Genomic DNA, 15162 nt, shown 5'->3' on the forward strand with positions numbered 1-15162 from the left:
TGCGGCCAACTCTTCGCTCGTCGACCGGGCGGGCGGTCACGGGACCTCGGCGTGCCGGACACCTTGCTAGCGTCCATTCAGGACGATTTCGGTCCGACTTCGCCCACCGACTGACATGAGGTCGCATGAACAGAGGTGCCATCTTCACCGTCGCCGTGCTGCTCGCCGCGAGCGGAGCCGTGGTCAGCGGCGGCGCACCGGCCGAGGCCGTGACCCGGGACGAGGTGGCTGGCCTCTCCCCGACCGCACCCGCCCTGGTGGTCGGCCCGGCGGGCACCGTCTACGACCCGGTGGGCGACCCGCCCACCTGGTACGCCATGACCGAGGCGCACGACTCGGGCAGCGTCGACGCCCCCAACCGCCTGGTCCACGGCGGGTTCCTGACCAACTACGACGGCGGCGGCTACTCGCCACCAGGGCAGATGTGGTCGACCGACCTCGCACAGACGTTCACCCCGACCAGCCCGGAGGGCTACGAGACGAGCGCCCGACTCGACGACGGCAGGGTGGTGCGACCGGTGTTCACCGGCCAGACCTCCGTCTCACTCAACGAGCGCACCATCAGGGTGCAGTATTCGGTGGACGACGGGGTGACCTTCTTCTCGGAGGTGAACGCCCGGCTGAACATCGCGCCGCAGACGTTCTTCCACCCGACCGCCAACTTCTTCCCCAACTCGGTGATCCAGGTGCCGGGCGGTCCGCTGCTGATGGCCGGGTACGCCCAGATCAAGGACGCGGGTGGCAACCAGGTGGGCACCTCGCTGCTCATGCAGAGCACCGACGGCGGCAACTCCTGGACCCTGCGCAGCACGATCACCCAGGGCACGACCGCGCAGACCTACTCCGAGACGGCCATCGTCATCACGTCCAACGGTGACCTGCTGGCGGTGTCCCGCTCGTCGTCGTACGACAACCTGTGGGCACGACGCTCCACCGACCTGGGCCTCACCTGGACGGCGGCCCCGCAGGGCATTCCGGAGTTCGCCATCTCCGGCGGCGTCCGCCCGTTCGGCCGGATCAACCCGCGGCTGGCCCTGCTGCCCAACGGCATCCTGGTCCTGGTGGCCGGGCGTCCGGACAACCACGTCGCGGTCTCCTACGACGGCACCGGCAAGGTGTGGAGCGCCAAGCAGGTCTTCTACGCCAACCACGACACGGCCGACCCGCAGAACATGAACAAGGGCAGCAGCGGCAACGCCGACTTCGCCTGGACCGAGGCCAACCGGGCCGCCCTGCTCGCCGACACCTGCCACGCGATCCGCTACAACAACGTCGACTCCAACAAGTGCACGTTGTTCGGCGGCACCATGTCCGGCGGCACCACCCAGTTCCAGCTCAAGCGGGCGTTCGCCGACATCCTGACCCCGGACACCGGCAAGATCGACCTGGTCAGCAAGGCCGCCAGCGGGGCGGTCCAGCTCACCGGTGACCTTGGCGCCGTGCCCGGGCATCCCCGCACCGGGGCCCGGGGCGCCGTCGACGGCAGCAACGAGGCCTGGTCCAGCGCCGTCCGGTCGGGCAGTGGCACCGGCACCCTCGACCTCACGCTCGACCGGGCGTACACGCTGTCGAAGGTCGGGCTGAGCCTGGCCATCGGGGCGACCGAGGACGCGACCGTGCAGACCCGACTCAACGTCACCGACCCCTGGTCGGACTGGTACACGGTCACCGGCCAGCGGAGCTACGCCTTGAAGTACTCCGCCGGCCTGACCCCTCGCACGGCCCGCTACGTCCGGGTGGTGACCGGGGCGGCCTCGGCCTGCCCGACCGGGGTCACCGCGCCGTGCAGCGTCCTCAACGAGGTCGAGTTGTACGCCAACGACGTCGACTCGTTCGAGAACGACCCGGTCAACGGCATCCCGCGCGGCTACTCGATCGACCGTACGGTCGACGGCTCCACCGGCTACCTGGGGATCTGGGTGAGCCAGGCGACGGCCGGCAGCGGCACCAGGCGCGTCCTTCGGATCGCGGACAGCAGCACCGTCCACCTCCCGGCGATCCGCCGGGTCGACTCGTCCGGCCCGACCAAGACCCTGGAGTTCCGGTTCCACCCCGACAAGTGGCGGCCCTCCGGCACCGGCGTACCGACGTCGGGGTTCCTCTTCGACGTGCTGGCCTCCCCGGTCAACGGCACCCGCCCGGCGGCCTACCACCTCGCCGCCTGGTTCGACGGCACGATCCGGGCCTACGTCGGCGGCACCTGGCGCATCCTCGGCACGGGACCGGCCTTCGACCCGTCGACGTCCTGCGCCCCGACCTGCGTCTGGTCCACGATCAAGGTGCAGGCCACCACGACCCAGGCGACGGTCTCCGTCGGCGGCACCGTGATCGGGACGACGACCCGTTCCGACGGTACGACCAGCAACCTGACCGGCCACCAGTTCGCGGCCAGCAGCACGGCCTACCAGGACGAGACGTTCCTGGTCGACGACGTGTACACCAGCAACAGCTGAGCAGCGCTCGGCCCGGTGGCGGACCCGATCCACGGGCCCGCTGCCGGGCCGTCCGGGCCGCCGGCGAGCGGGCGGGCAGCGCCGGCAGGCGGGCTACGCCGGGGGCAGCGGTCGCACCCGGTCCGCGTCGGCGAGCAGCGCGTCCCACTGCGGGTCGGGCCGGAAGCGGCCCAGGGTGAAGTCGTCGCCGAGCCGCTCCGCGAGCTGCCGCCACCAGGCGACGGCGCGCACCGGCCGCAGCCCGTGGCGCAGCGCCCCGGCGATGATGCAGCGTTGCAGCAGCAGCGTCGCGCCGACCGCGTCGAGGTCGGCCGTCGGCCCGTCCAGGGCGCGGGCCGCGCCGAGGCCGTTGCGCTCCATCTCCGAGTACGCCACCAGCGGCGGCGCGTCGGAGATCCGCACCGGCAGGGCGCTGTCGAGCTGCGAGGCGGTGTCGGCCGGCGCCCACACCACGTCGTCGTCGAGCAGGATCAGCGGCAGCACCGCCTCGCCGTGCCGCACGGCCAGCTCCAGGGCCGGGTCGCCCTGCGGGGAGGAGATCCGCCGGGCCCGCAGCACCGCGTCGGGCCGCAGCCGTACGGTGTCGTCGATCGCCGGCACGCTCACGTGCAGTTCGGGGCCGACCGCCCGCACCACGAGCGCCGGCAGGGCACCCAGTTCACGCCTCAGTTCACCGCTGTCCACGGCTCACCCTATCCAGCGGTCCCGGCGCCCGGCGCGACGACCGTCGGCCACGAAGCGGTCTGTCGCCTGCTGGCGCGGACCGGCCATGATGGGACCATGTCCGTCGATCCGGATCCGGCCGCCGTGGTCACCGGTCGCCCGCCGGCCCGCTGGCGTCGGGTCGCCCCCGCGGCGGGGTTGCTGGTGCTCGCCCCCTGGACGGCCGAGTGTTCGTGGGGTGGGTTCGCGGTCACCGACTTCCCGCTCGTCGTGATCTTCCTGGCCCCGATGTACGGCGGCGCGGCCGTACTCATCAGGGAGACCGTGCGGCGCACCGGGGCCGGCTGGCCGGCCGTGGTGCTGCTCGCCACCGCCTTCGGCGTGGTCCAGGCCGGCCTGGTGGACCAGTCGCTGTTCAACCCGGCCTTCCTGGCCGACACCGAGTACGCCGACACCCAGGCCAGCGCCGACTCCACCCACGTCCCGGTGCTCGGGATCAGCGCTCAGCAGGCGTCGGTGTACCTGGTCAACCACATCGCCCTGAGCATCTGCGCGCCCATCGCACTGGTCGAGTCGATGATGTCCCCGGCCCGGCGCCGGGCGCCCTGGCTGGGCCGGATCGGGCTGGTCGTGGTCGGTGCCCTCTATCTGCTGGGCAGCCTGCTGATCTTCTCCGACGAGAGCGGACGGAAAGGGTTCCTGGCCAGCCCGCTCCAGCTCACCACGGCGGCGGTGCTGCCCCTCGTCCTGGTCGGCGCGGCGCTGCTGCCCCGGTGGCGGCAGGCCCCGCAACGGTCGGTGGCCCGTTCTCCGCACCCCGCCCTGCCCGGACTGCTGGTCTTCGTCGGCTTCCTGGCGGTGAACTCGGTGCCCGGTTGGGCCGGCGTAGCGGTCCTGGCCGCCGTGGCGATCCTGGTCGGGACGCTCGTCGTGCGCTGGTCACGGCGGGCGGGATGGGGGCAACGGCATGTGCTGGCGACCGTGGCCGGTGCGCTGCTCGCCGTCGCGGCGATGGCGTACGCGGCCCCGCCGTACGCCGCGGCCTCGCCCGGGATGGCACTGGCCAGCGACGTGCTGGCCAGCGTGATCATCCTGGTGCTCCTGTCCACCGCGTGGACGCGGATCAGGCGGCAGGAAGCTCCGGGCCACCGTCGAGCAGCGGCGCCAACAGGTCACCCGACTTCTCCACCCGCCTGAGCACCTCGGTCGCCGGGTACGGCTTCGTCGCCGGCCGCCTCCCGGCCGCCCCCGCCGCCACCTCGTCCCAGGTCAGCGGCGTCGACACCGACGGCACCGCCTGGGCGCGCAGCGAGTACGGCGCCACCGTCGTCTTCGCCGCGTTGTTCTGGCTCCAGTCGATGAAGACCTTGCCGGGGCGCAGGTTCTTCGCCATCTTCGACACGACCAACTTCGGGTGCGCCTGCTCCAGCTCCCGCGCGATCCGCCTGGCATAGCCGGACACGTCCTCGGCGTCCTGCGTGCCGGCGATCGGGCAGCAGAGCTGCATGCCCTTCTTGCCCGACGTCTTCGGGTAGGAGTCGATGCCGTCGGCCGCGAGCCGGTCGCGCATCAGCAGCGCGACCTCGCAGCACTGCCGCAGGGCCGCCGGGGCGCCCGGGTCCAGGTCGACCACCATCAGGTCCGGGTGTGCGCCGATCTTCCACTGCGGGATGTGCAGCTCCAGGGCGGCCAGATTGGCCAGCCAGACCAGGGTGGGCAGGTCGTCGGCGACCACGTAGTCGATGGTCTCCCGCCCCTTGCTGGAGCCGGGGGCGGGCAGGTTCTCGGTGCGTACCCAGCTCGGGGTGGCGGCCGGGGCGTTCTTCTCGAAGAACGAGCTCCCTTCGACGCCGTTGGGGAAGCGGATCCGGGTGAGCGCCCGGTCGGCCAGGTGCGGCAGCAGCACCGGCGCTATCCGGGTGTAGTAGTCGATCACCTCGCCCTTGGTGAAGCCTGCCTTCGGGAAGAGCACCTTGTCCAGGTTGGACAGCTCCAGCGAGCGCCCCTCGACCTCGACCTTGAACCGCTCAGGCATCGTCGGCCACCTCCTCCGCCGGCTTGTCCGGGCGCAGCCGCAGGATCCGGGGGAAGCGCAGCCGCCCGTCCGGGGTGCGCTGCCCGTACTTCACCTCGACCACCACCTGCGGACGTACCCAGATCGCCCCCCGGGCATCCTCGCGCGGCACGTCGTCGGCGAACGGTGACCCGGGTGAGCGCAGCGGCTCCAGCTCGCGCAGCAGCTCGCGTTCGATGGGCGCGCCGATCCCCCCGCCGACCCGGCCCCGGTAGGTGAGCCGGCCGTCCGGGCCGGGCACCCCGACCAGCAGGCCGCCGATCTTGCGGGCGCCGGGGCGCCAGCCGCCGACCACGAAGTCCCCGGTCACCTCCAGCTTGACCTTCACCCACTCCGGCGAGCGCACCCCGGACCGGTAGGCCGAGTCGACCCGCTTGGCCATCACCCCCTCCAGGCCGTGCTCGCCGGCCGCCTCGTAGGTCGCCGGGCCGTCGCCGAAGGCCGGCGGGACCGCCCACCGGGCCGCGCCGAGGCCGAGCGACTCCAGCGCCGCCCGCCGCTCCCGGTAGGGACGCCCGGTCAGGTCCTCGCCGCGCAACCGCAACAGGTCGAAGACCATGTACGTGACGGGCACGGTGGCCGCCAGCCGGGCCGCCTTCGCCGCGTTGCGGACGTGCATCCGCTCGGCCAGGGCGGTGAACGACGGCTGACCGTCGGTGAAGAGCACCACCTCGCCGTCGAGCAGCGCGTCGTCGACCTGCTCGGCCAGGGTGATCAGTTCCGGGTACGCGACGGTGACGTCCACGCCGCTGCGGGCGTACAGGCGCTGGCGGTGCTGCTGGATGTCGGCGAGGGCCCGGATGCCGTCCCACTTGAACTCGTACGCCCAGCCGGCACCGGCCGGGAGCTGCCCGGTGATCGCGAGCATCGGCTTCAACGGCGCGCCGGGCACCTTTCGACTGTAGTAGCGCGCGGAAGAGCGTGCAGGTCGTTCGATCATTTGGGATTCTGGTCAGGATCTCCGGAGAGGAGCACGCCATGCGGGCGATCTGGAAAGGGGCCGTGTCGTTCGGGCTGGTCTCGATCGGCGTGAAGCTCTACTCGGCCACCGAGGAGAAGGACATCCGCTTCCACCAGGTGCACCGCTCCGACGGTGGTCGTATCCGGTACAAGCGGACCTGCTCGGTCTGCGGCGAGGAGGTCACCTACGACGACATCGCCAAGGGGTACGACCTCGGCGGCGGCGAGATGGTGATCCTGACCGACGAGGACTTCGCCGACCTGCCGCTGACCAGCTCCCGGGCGATCGACGTGCTGGAGTTCGTCCCCGCCGAGCAGGTCGACCCGATCCTCTACAACAAGGCCTATTTCCTCGAGCCGGAGGGCACGGCGACCAAGCCGTACGTGCTGCTGCGCGACGCGCTCGCCGACTCGGAGCGGGTGGCCATCGTCAAGGTGGCGCTGCGCCAACGCGAACAGCTCGCCACCCTGCGGGTACGCGAGGGCGTGCTGCTGCTCAACACGATGCTCTGGCCGGACGAGGTGCGTACCCCCGACTTCGGTTTCCTGGACGAGGACCTGAAGGTTCGCCCCCCGGAGCTGGCCATGGCCAGTTCGCTGATCGACTCGATGACCGGCGAGTTCGCGCCGGACGCCTTCACCGACGACTACCGGGCGGCGTTGCAGGAGGTCATCGACGCGAAGGTCGAGGGACGCGAGGTCGTCCAGCCGGAGGAGGAAGAGGCCGCGCCGGCCGCGGCGGTGGATCTGATGGCCGCGCTGCGGGCGTCGGTGGACCGGGCCCGGGCGGCTCGGGGCGAGGCGCCCGAGGGTGGCGGCGCGGGTCAGCCCACCCCGATCTCGTCGGCCCGGTCGGCGCAGAAGAAGGCCGCCCCGGCAGGGAAGGCCGCCCCGGCGAAGAAGACCGCGGAGAAGAAGGCCGCCCCGGCGAAGAAGACGGCAGCGAAGAAGGCCGAGCCGGCGAAGAAGGCCGCCGCCAAGAAGACCGCGGAGAAGAAGGCCACCAAGGCGCCCGCGAAGAAGACCGCCGAGAAGAAGGCGGCCCCCCGCAAGACCGCCTGACCGGGGTGCAGGGAGGGGCCCCCTTCTGACAGCTCAGCCTCGGCCGAGCTTCTGGGTGGGGGTGATCCGGACGATCACCCGCTCCTCGCCGGCCCGGCGGAACGGGTAGGTGTCCTGACCCAGGTACTTCTTCGCCATCCGGTCGATGTGCTCGTCCGCACCCTCCGTGACGAACTCGACGGCGCCCTTCACCCAGAGGGTGCGGAAGTCGTCGGCCTTGTCCACCACGGACACCGCGACCACCGGGTTGCGCTGCATGTTGTTGAACTTCTGCCGCCCCTTGGCGGTGTTGAAGATGATGTGCTCGCCGTCGGTGTCCACCCAGACCGGGGTCACGTGCGGCGTGCCGTCGGGTTCGATGGTGGCCACATGGGCGAGCTGCGGCTCGGAGAGCAGGGCCACGTCTGCTTCGGTGAGGATCGCCATGCACCGGAAACTACCTCCGATGGGTACGCTCCGCCGGCCACCCCCGCCGAGAGGACCCGCATGCCGTACCTGCCCGAGTTGGACCGTCTGCTCACCCCCGGTCCGCACTCCGCCGACGACGCCGGGGAGTACGTCATCGAGGCGTACCCGGCGGGCACCGTGGTGCTGCCCACCGGGCAGGTGGTCGGCTGCGACCCGTTCGTCGGCGCGGACTCCGAGCCGTACACCGTCACCGTGGCCCCGGGCTCCTACCCGGCGCGGGCCTGGGTGGCGTCGGTACGCCGCGACGGCGTCGAGACCGACCGCCGGGTGGCCGCCCTCCAACTGGTGATCCGCGACGAGCCGGTGGCCGGCTGGGAGCCGGCGCTGGTCGACGACCAGGACCCGACCGCCCTCGCCGACGACGACTTCTTCGGCTACGGCGTGGACACCGGCACCGGCACCCTCGCCGACCGGGCGGCGCTGGCCGTGCTCGAGGGCTGGGACGACGACCGGACGGTCGGCGCCTTCGCGGCCGAGCAGGACGCCGCCGCCGGTCCGGTCCCGGGGCTGGTCGACGCGGTGGTCGACGAGTCGACCGGGGCGAACGTGCTGACCGTCTGGTCGGGCTGGGGTGACGGCTGTTACGGCACCTGGATCGGTCGCACCGCCGGCGGGGCGGTCGCCTGCTTCGTGACCGACTTCGCGGTGCTGCCGTGGCCACAGTGACGGGTGTGAAAGGCAGGCGGCGGCGGGCCGGCCGCGGCGGGTACCGTGTGCGCTGGCCCCGGCACCGGTCGCCCGGGCCCCAGCACCCAACCGGCAGGGAGTCGACGACGTGAGCGAAAAGGTGCAGAACCGGTCGGAGGACGACGCCCCGGGCACCAAGCGGGAGCGGCGGCTCGCCGCCCAGCTGGCCGCGAAGAAGGCCGCCGAGGCGCGCAAGCGGCGCCAGGCGATGCTGGGCGCCTTCGCCGGTGTCTTGGCCGTGGCCGCCCTGATCGGTGGCATCGTCTGGCTCAACAGCGGCGACGACGACAAGCCGGCCACCGCCACCCCGACGGCCACCGCCGAGGCCACCGCCCCGGCGGCGGAGCAGCCGCCCACCCCGGGCGCGCCGCAGCTGCCCCCGGGCACCGACCCGGCGCTGGCCAAGCGGCCCGAGGTCGCCGCCGGCAAGGGCGAGCTGACCAAGCTGACGGTCACCCCGCTGGTCAAGGGGAAGGGCCCGGCGGTGAAGGCCGGCCAGACCATCACCACGAACTACGTGGGCGTCTTCTACAAGGACGGCAAGGAGTTCGACGCCTCCTGGAACGGCGGTCAGCCGGTCAGCTTCCCGATCGGCGTCGGTCAGGTCATCAAGGGCTGGGACCAGGGCCTGGTCGGCGTGCCGGTGGGCAGCCGCGTGCAGCTCGACATCCCGCAGGCGCTGGCGTACCCCGACGCCTCCCCGGAGAACGGCCGTCCGGCCGGCCCGCTGCGCTTCGTGGTGGACGTCCTCGCCGCGCAGTAGGTCACATCGCTCTTCCTCCACGTCACCCACGGGCAGTAGGTTCACAGTCACCGAGGGCGGTCCGCCGTCCTCGGTGACCGCCCCAGGCGACGCGGAGGTGCACGTGCCGGCGCTGGACGACGAACCGGGCCTGACCCGGACCATGTGGACCCACTTCGAGCCGGTCCACGCGGTGACCTACTTCCACCCGCGCGCCCGCGCCGCCTACGAGGCGGTCGGGTTGCGCGGCTACTGGCGGGGCTACTTCGCCGGTCGGGCCGCCCCGCTGGGGGCGGTCCCGGCCGCGCCGGTGGTCGCCGCCTTCTTCAGCTTCGCCCCCGGCATGGTGGCCCGGGCGCTGCCCTCGGTGTGGCGGCTGGCCACCCCGGAGGAGACCCTGCGGGCCCGGCTCACCGGCGCGGTGCAGGCGCTCGCCGAGTTCACCTACGAGCTGCCCGAGTCGCACCTGGTGGAGGCGGCGGAGCTGCTGGAGGAGGCGGCCGGGCGGGTGGAGCCGGCCGGCCGGGTGCTGGGCGCGGTCAACGCCGCGCTGCCCCGGGGCGAATATCCGCTGGCCCGGCTCTGGCAGGCGGCCACCACCCTGCGCGAGCACCGGGGTGACGGGCACGTCGCGGCGCTGGTCGCCACCGGGCTGGACCCGGCCGAGGTGGTCGCCTGGCGGTGCCGGGTGGACCAGTACCGCGAGTTCCACCAGCCGGCCCGCGGCTGGACCGACGAGGAGTGGGCCGTCGCCGAGGATCGGCTGGTCGACCGGGGCTGGCTGACCGCCGACCACCGCCCGACCGAGCATGCGACGGCGACGTTCCGGGCCGTCGAGGAGGCCACCGACCGGGCGGCGGCCGGGCCGTGGCGGGCGCTGGGCGCCGAGCGTACGCACCGGCTGCGTGAGCTGCTCGAACCGATCGCCACCCGGTGCCGGACGATCATCCCGGCGCGGGCGCCGATCGGCCTGCCCGCGCAGCGCGGCGCCGCCGACGCGGACGCGCCGGCCCGGGCCCGCTGACCGGGCGTCCGCCCGCCCGGTCCGGCAGGATGGGGTACGTGACGGATGCGGTGATCTTCGACCTGGACGGCGTGATCGTGGACTCCGAGCCGGTCTGGGAGCAGGTGCGGCGGGCGTACGTGGCCGCGCACGGGGGCACCTGGCAGCCGGACACCCAACGTCGGCTGATGGGGATGAGCACCGGCGAGTGGGCCGCGTACCTCAGCGGTGAGCTGGGCGTGGACCGCAGCGCCGAGCAGGTCGCCAAAGAGGTGGTCACCGAGATGTCCCGCCGGTACGCCGACCACGTACCCCTGATCGACGACGCCGACCGGGTGGTGCGCGCGCTGGCCGCGCGCTGGCCGCTGGGGCTGGCCAGCTCGTCGCCGACCCGGCTGATCGCGGCGGCGCTGACCGCGACGGGCCTGGCCGACGCGTTCGGGGCGACCCTGTCGACCGAGGAGACGGCGCGCGGCAAGCCGGCCCCGGACGTCTACCTGGACGTGGCGACCCGGCTGGAGGTGGACCCGGGGCGCTGCGTCGCCGTCGAGGACTCCTCCAACGGGGTCCGCTCGGCCGCGGCGGCGGGGATGCGGGTGGTGGCGGTGCCGCACGGCGCGTACCCGCTGGACCCGGACGCGGCGGCGCTGGCCGCCGTGGTGCTGCCCTCGATCGACGCGCTCACCCCGGAGCTGGTGCAGCGCCTCGGCTGAGTCGTGCCGGCCGGAGGCCGTCCGGTCGGTGCAGGACGAGTGGCCGGAGCTCATCGCGAAGGTACGCGCCGAGCAGGAGGCGGGCACCGACCCCGCCGACCCGAGGGTGCGGGCGCTGGCCCGCCGCTGGATGGAGCTGCTGGCCGCGTTCCACGGCGGGGATCCGGGGCTGCGCGACTCGCTCTACCGGATGCAGGCGGAGAACAGCGTCGAGATCAGCCAGCGGTACGCCGGCCCGAGCCCGGAGCTGATCGCGTACGTGAAGGCGGCGAACGCGGCCGGCTGACCGCTCAGCCGGTCGCCCGCAGCCGGTCCGCCACCCCTCGCTGCGCCGGCGGGGTCCGTGCATGCCGTCGTCGCGCCTTTCGATCTGATGACACAAACGACTCACCGTGCCGGGTGCCCCGCGGCGGAGCAGGCAGATCGATGTTGACGGTGCGCATCGGCTGTGGCCGGAGGTGGTGATCGCGAGGCTGAGTCGTCTGTGCCATCAGGTCGGTAGCGTCCACAGGGGTCATCCGACGACCACTCCGGCAACGGGTGAGTCCCGGGTCAGATCGAGCGGCTGCGGCTGGAGCGGGGCAGCCGGCGTCGCTCCGGCCGGGACGGATGCGGAACGGGTGTGGCCGGGCCGGGCCTGGCCGCGCCGGGCGTGGTCGGGCCGGGCGTGGTCGGGCCGGGCCTGGCCGCGCCGGCTTCGGGCGCGACCTTTGGCTGTGGTGCCGGCCGCGTCGCCGCAATGTCCCGCATGGTCCGCCTCCCGACGCCGACTACCCGGTTGTACGGTTTCCGGGGCGGCCCGGATCGGAATGATCACCGATCCGGCGGGTAGGGCAGGGCCCCGGGCATCGAGGTGAGGAGACCGGCGATGAAGGCGATCGTGTACGAGCGCACCGGCGACCCGACGGTGCTCGAACTGGTCGACAAGCCGGTGCCGGAGCCCGGGCCGGGTGAGTTGCTGGTACGGGTGGCCGTGTCGGGGGTGAACCCGACGGACTGGAAGGCCCGCCGGCAGTGGGCGTTGCCGGCCGGCTGGCAGACGCCCGGTCAGGACGGCGCGGGCGTGGTCGAGGCGGTCGGCGGCGGGGTGGACCGGGAGTGGATCGGCGAGCGGGTCTGGCTGTGGGAGGTCGCGTGGCAGCGTCCGTGGGGCACGGCGGCGGAGTACACGCTGGTGCCGGTGCGGCACGCCGTGCGGCTGGGTGACGCCTCGTTCGACCTGGGCGCCTGCCTGGGCATCCCGTTCCTGACCGCGCACCGCTGCCTCACGGCCGGTGAGTTCATGCCGGACAAGCTGCACGCGGGTGCCCTGTCGGACCACACGGTGCTGGTGCAGGGCGGGGCGGGCGCGGTGGGCAACGCGGCGATCCAGCTGGCCCGCTGGGCGGACGCGTGTGTGATCGCCACGGTGAGCAGCCCGGAGAAGGCGCAGCTGGCCGCGGCGGCCGGCGCGTCGTTCGTGGTCAACTACCGCGAGCAGGACGTGGTCGAGGAGGTCCGCAAGATCGCGCCCGACGGGGTGCACACGATCGTCGAGGTCTCCGCCGCCCGCAACGCCGCCGCCGACGCCCAGCTGCTGCGCACCGGCGGCGCGGTCTGCGTGTACGCCGACGACGGCGGTGACGAGGTCACCATCCCGATCCGGTCGATGATGGTGCCGAACGCCCGCTGGCAGTTCGTGCTGGTCTACACCGAGCCGAAGGTGGCCAAGGCGCAGGGCGTCGAGGACGTGGCCGCCGCGGTCGCCCAGGGCGCGGTCCGGGTCGGTGAGGAGGCCGGCCTGCCGCTGCACCACCACGGGTTGTCCTCCGCGCGGGCCGCCCACGAGGCGGTGGAGAACTCGGTGGTCGGCAAGGTACTGATCACGACGAGTGACGCCTGACCAGGGCGTACGCAAGCGAATTTCGCAGTCACCGGGACAGAGGCGAACAAGTTTCGCAAGAATGACCGTGCGGGGCGCACCGTGCCGAACCGGGCACGGACCCCCCAGAAGCGGGCGGCCCCGGCGCGGTGCGAACGCCGGGGCCGCCCCTGGGGGGGATGTCTCAGGAGTACGTCCCTGCCCAACAGGCGTCGTACTCCGCAAAAGTGTTACGGCGCCGTCAACTCGCGTACGGCCAGCCCGCCGTCGGCGTACCGGGAACGGACGACCTTCTTGTCGAACTTGCCGACGCTGGTCTTCGGCACCGCGTCGATGACCGCCCAACGCTCCGGCAGCTGCCACCGGGCGATCGTGCCGGCGAGGAACTCGCGCAGCTGCTCGACGCCGACCTCGGCGCCCTCGCGCAGCACCACGGTGGCCAGTGGACGCTCACCCCAACGCTCGTCCGGCACCCCCACCACGCAGGCCTCCACCACGTCCGGGTGGGCCATCAAGGCGTTCTCCAGCTCCACCGACGAGATCCACTCGCCGCCGGACTTGATCACGTCCTTGGCCCGGTCGGTCAGCGTGATGAAGCCGTCCGGCGAGAGGGTGCCGACGTCCCCGGTACGCAGCCAGCCGTCGCGGAACTTCTCCTCGTCCGGGATGTCGTCACCGACGTACGTGGCGGTCACCCACGGCCCACGAACCTCCAGCTCGCCGACGGACGTCCCGTCGGCGGGCAGCGGCTCGCCCAGCGGGCCGACGATGCGCGCCTGCACCCCGGCGGGCACTCGCCCCTGCGTGTAGCGGTAGCGCCAGGCATCGTCGCCGGTCGCCCCGGCCGGCGGGCGGGAGACCGAGCCGAGCGGGGACATCTCGGTCATCCCCCAGGCGTGCACCACCTCGATGCCGTGCCGCTCCGAGAAGGCGTGCATCAGCGCCGGCGGACAGGCCGAACCACCGACGATCGCCTCCTTCAGCGAGGAGGTGTCCACGTCGTGGCTGTCCAGGTGGGCGAGCAGGTCGTTCCAGATGGTCGGCACCGCGCCGGCCAGGGTGGGCCGCTCGGTGGCGATCATCTCGGCGATCGGGGCGGCCTGGAGGAACCGGTCCGGCATGATCAGCGCCGCGCCGGAGAGGAACGCCGCGTACGGCAGGCCCCAGGACATCGCGTGGAACATCGGCACGATGGCCAGCTCCCGGTCGGTCGGGCCCAGCCCGAAGCCCTCCGGCATGCAGATCTGCAACGAGTGCAGGTAGATGGAGCGGTGCGAGTAGGCGACCCCCTTGGGGTTGCCGGTGGTGCCGGAGGTGTAGCAGAGCGCGGCGGCGTCCCGCTCGTCGACCGCCGGCCAGTCGTAGCGGTCCGGCCGCCCGGCCAGCAGGTCGTCCCACCGGTGTACGGCGACCCGGTCGCCGGTCGCCGCGAGCAGCGCGGCCGGGTCGCCGCCGCCGACCACCACCACGTGCCGCAGCGTGGTCATCTGACCGATCGCCTTCGCCAGCAGCGGGATCAGCGTCGAGTCGACGATCACCACCCGGTCCTGCGCGTGGTTGGCGATGTAGGTGACCTGGTCGGGGAAGAGCCGGATGTTCAGGGTGTGCAGCACCGCGCCCATGCTGGGCACGGCGAAGTACGCCACCAGGTGCTCGGCGTTGTTCCACATGAAGGTGGCGACCCGCTCGTCGCCGGTGACACCCAGCTCGTCACGGAGGGCATGGGCGAGCCGGGCGGCGGTGCGGCCGACCTCGGCGTACGACATCCTGCGGGGCTCGGCGCCGGTCCAGGTGACGACCTCCGCCGTGCCGTGCACGGTGGAGCCGTGTTCGAGGATCCGAGCGACCTGGAGGGGGGCGTCCATCATCGTGCTACGCATGGGTAACAAGCTAGTGTCGCCGGTCACGCGTTGGGAACCCCCGTATCTTGGCCGGGTGAGCATCTCCTGGGCCGACTCGTACGTCGGTCAGCTGCGTTCCCTGGCCGGCGACCGCACGTTGATGTTCGTCGGGGCCCGCGCGGTGCTGCGGGACAACGCCGCCCGGGTGCTGTTGATCAAGCGATCCGACAACGGCCACTGGGCGATGCCCGCCGGCGCGATGGAGCTGGGCGAGTCGATCGCCGACTGCGCCGTGCGCGAGGTCCGCGAGGAGACCGGCCTGCGGGCGCTGCGGGTCAGCGCGTTCGCCCTCTACACCGGGCCGGACCGCACCCACACCAACATGTACGGGCACACGTACCAGATCTTCACCACGGCGTTCCGGATCGACGAGTGGGACGGCGAGCTGGCCCGGTTCACCGACGAGACCACCGACGCCGGCTTCTTCCACCGCGACGAGCTGCCCGCCCCGCTCTCGGCAAGCGTCCTGGAGACCCTGGCCGACCTGGACGTCTTCGAGCAGACCAACCGCCTGATCCTCAAGTAGCCGGTGCAAGCAGGGGCCCCCTGTTAACGCCTTCGGTATAGGAAGGGCC

At 72.7% G+C, this 15162-nt stretch carries 15 protein-coding genes; 10 read left to right on the forward strand and 5 right to left on the reverse strand.

The features are described from left to right. Positions 1–125: 125 nt before the first annotated feature. On the forward strand, positions 126–2453 hold the full coding sequence (locus GA0070564_RS05195) for a sialidase family protein (RefSeq protein WP_091603187.1): 2328 nt from the start codon (positions 126–128) through the stop codon (positions 2451–2453). A 93-nt stretch (positions 2454–2546) separates the two neighbouring features. On the opposite strand, the gene GA0070564_RS05200 is transcribed toward GA0070564_RS05195, so the two are convergent. After that, positions 2547–3137, reverse strand: coding sequence for a hypothetical protein (locus tag GA0070564_RS05200; RefSeq protein ID WP_091603190.1), 591 nt, complete (start codon positions 3135–3137; stop codon positions 2547–2549). A gap of 96 nt (positions 3138–3233) precedes the next feature. Here GA0070564_RS05200 and GA0070564_RS05205 point away from each other — a divergent pair, with 96 nt between their 5' ends. Further along, positions 3234–4313, forward strand: coding sequence for a hypothetical protein (locus GA0070564_RS05205; protein WP_091603193.1), 1080 nt, complete (start codon positions 3234–3236; stop codon positions 4311–4313). On the opposite strand, the gene ligD (GA0070564_RS05210) is transcribed toward GA0070564_RS05205, so the two are convergent. Further along, the gene (gene ligD, locus GA0070564_RS05210; protein ID WP_091603196.1) at positions 4240–5151 is read right to left on the reverse strand and encodes a non-homologous end-joining DNA ligase; all 912 of its coding nucleotides are present in this window, start codon (positions 5149–5151) and stop codon (positions 4240–4242) included. The two genes, GA0070564_RS05205 and ligD (GA0070564_RS05210), sit on opposite strands and share 74 nt — an antisense overlap. Continuing rightward, a complete protein-coding gene (gene ligD / locus GA0070564_RS05215; protein ID WP_091603199.1) occupies positions 5144–6082 on the reverse strand; it encodes a non-homologous end-joining DNA ligase in 939 nt (312 codons plus the stop codon). The genes ligD (GA0070564_RS05210) and ligD (GA0070564_RS05215) overlap by 8 nt, the downstream gene beginning before the upstream one ends. An 86-nt stretch (positions 6083–6168) precedes the next feature. Here ligD (GA0070564_RS05215) and ku point away from each other — a divergent pair, with 86 nt between their 5' ends. Next, positions 6169–7212, forward strand: coding sequence for a non-homologous end joining protein Ku (ku, locus tag GA0070564_RS05220; RefSeq protein WP_091603202.1), 1044 nt, complete (start codon positions 6169–6171; stop codon positions 7210–7212). Positions 7213–7245: 33 nt separating this feature from the next. Here the strand turns inward: ku and GA0070564_RS05225 are convergent, their stop codons facing one another. Beyond that, positions 7246–7638: a PPOX class F420-dependent oxidoreductase gene (locus GA0070564_RS05225; RefSeq protein ID WP_091603205.1), complete on the reverse strand. Its 393-nt coding sequence runs from the start codon at positions 7636–7638 to the stop codon at positions 7246–7248. Between the two features lie 60 nt (positions 7639–7698). On the opposite strand from GA0070564_RS05225, the gene GA0070564_RS05230 reads away from it, so the two are divergent. The 6 genes from GA0070564_RS05230 to GA0070564_RS05255 all read left to right on the forward strand — a co-directional run bounded on the left by GA0070564_RS05230 (position 7699) and on the right by GA0070564_RS05255 (position 12707). Further along, positions 7699–8346, forward strand: a complete 648-nt coding sequence (locus GA0070564_RS05230; protein ID WP_091603208.1) for a DUF4241 domain-containing protein — start codon at positions 7699–7701, stop codon at positions 8344–8346. A gap of 109 nt (positions 8347–8455) precedes the next feature. Next, positions 8456–9130 carry an FKBP-type peptidyl-prolyl cis-trans isomerase gene (locus GA0070564_RS05235; protein ID WP_091603211.1) on the forward strand — a complete coding sequence of 225 codons (675 nt, stop codon included), beginning with the start codon at positions 8456–8458 and terminating at the stop codon, positions 9128–9130. 142 nt (positions 9131–9272) lie between these two features. Then, positions 9273–10133 (forward strand): SCO6745 family protein, encoded by an 861-nt coding sequence (locus tag GA0070564_RS05240; protein WP_176730585.1) that lies wholly within the window; start codon positions 9273–9275, stop codon positions 10131–10133. A 38-nt stretch (positions 10134–10171) separates the two neighbouring features. Then, positions 10172–10825, forward strand: coding sequence for an HAD family hydrolase (locus GA0070564_RS05245; protein WP_091604600.1), 654 nt, complete (start codon positions 10172–10174; stop codon positions 10823–10825). A 28-nt stretch (positions 10826–10853) separates the two neighbouring features. After that, positions 10854–11111 carry a TipAS antibiotic-recognition domain-containing protein gene (locus tag GA0070564_RS05250; RefSeq protein ID WP_091603217.1) on the forward strand — a complete coding sequence of 86 codons (258 nt, stop codon included), beginning with the start codon at positions 10854–10856 and terminating at the stop codon, positions 11109–11111. A 582-nt stretch (positions 11112–11693) separates the two neighbouring features. Next, a complete protein-coding gene (locus GA0070564_RS05255) occupies positions 11694–12707 on the forward strand; it encodes an NADPH:quinone reductase (protein ID WP_091603220.1) in 1014 nt (337 codons plus the stop codon). A gap of 209 nt (positions 12708–12916) precedes the next feature. Here the strand turns inward: GA0070564_RS05255 and GA0070564_RS05260 are convergent, their stop codons facing one another. Then, positions 12917–14551: a fatty acid--CoA ligase gene (locus GA0070564_RS05260; RefSeq protein ID WP_176730586.1), complete on the reverse strand. Its 1635-nt coding sequence runs from the start codon at positions 14549–14551 to the stop codon at positions 12917–12919. A 70-nt stretch (positions 14552–14621) separates the two neighbouring features. Between GA0070564_RS05260 and GA0070564_RS05265 the strand changes: the two genes are divergently transcribed. Further along, the gene (locus GA0070564_RS05265) at positions 14622–15113 is read left to right on the forward strand and encodes an NUDIX domain-containing protein (RefSeq protein WP_088969449.1); all 492 of its coding nucleotides are present in this window, start codon (positions 14622–14624) and stop codon (positions 15111–15113) included. Positions 15114–15162: the final 49 nt, after the last annotated feature.

Source organism: Micromonospora mirobrigensis (assembly GCF_900091555.1).
GTDB lineage: Bacteria > Actinomycetota > Actinomycetes > Mycobacteriales > Micromonosporaceae > Micromonospora > Micromonospora mirobrigensis.

Excerpts from the sequence above, each read along its gene's own strand:
- ku (WP_091603202.1), top strand. The coding sequence starts at position 6,169 with ATGCGGGCGATCTGGAAAGGGGCCGTGTCGTTCGGGCTGGTCTCGATC.
- GA0070564_RS05205 (WP_091603193.1), top strand. The coding sequence starts at position 3,234 with ATGTCCGTCGATCCGGATCCGGCCGCCGTGGTCACCGGTCGCCCGCCG.
- GA0070564_RS05260 (WP_176730586.1), bottom strand. The coding sequence starts at position 14,551 with ATGGACGCCCCCCTCCAGGTCGCTCGGATCCTCGAACACGGCTCCACC.
- GA0070564_RS05255 (WP_091603220.1), top strand. The coding sequence starts at position 11,694 with ATGAAGGCGATCGTGTACGAGCGCACCGGCGACCCGACGGTGCTCGAA.
- GA0070564_RS05230 (WP_091603208.1), top strand. The coding sequence starts at position 7,699 with ATGCCGTACCTGCCCGAGTTGGACCGTCTGCTCACCCCCGGTCCGCAC.
- GA0070564_RS05225 (WP_091603205.1), bottom strand. The coding sequence starts at position 7,638 with ATGGCGATCCTCACCGAAGCAGACGTGGCCCTGCTCTCCGAGCCGCAG.
- GA0070564_RS05195 (WP_091603187.1), top strand. The coding sequence starts at position 126 with ATGAACAGAGGTGCCATCTTCACCGTCGCCGTGCTGCTCGCCGCGAGC.
- GA0070564_RS05240 (WP_176730585.1), top strand. The coding sequence starts at position 9,273 with ATGTGGACCCACTTCGAGCCGGTCCACGCGGTGACCTACTTCCACCCG.
- ligD (WP_091603196.1), bottom strand. The coding sequence starts at position 5,151 with ATGCCTGAGCGGTTCAAGGTCGAGGTCGAGGGGCGCTCGCTGGAGCTG.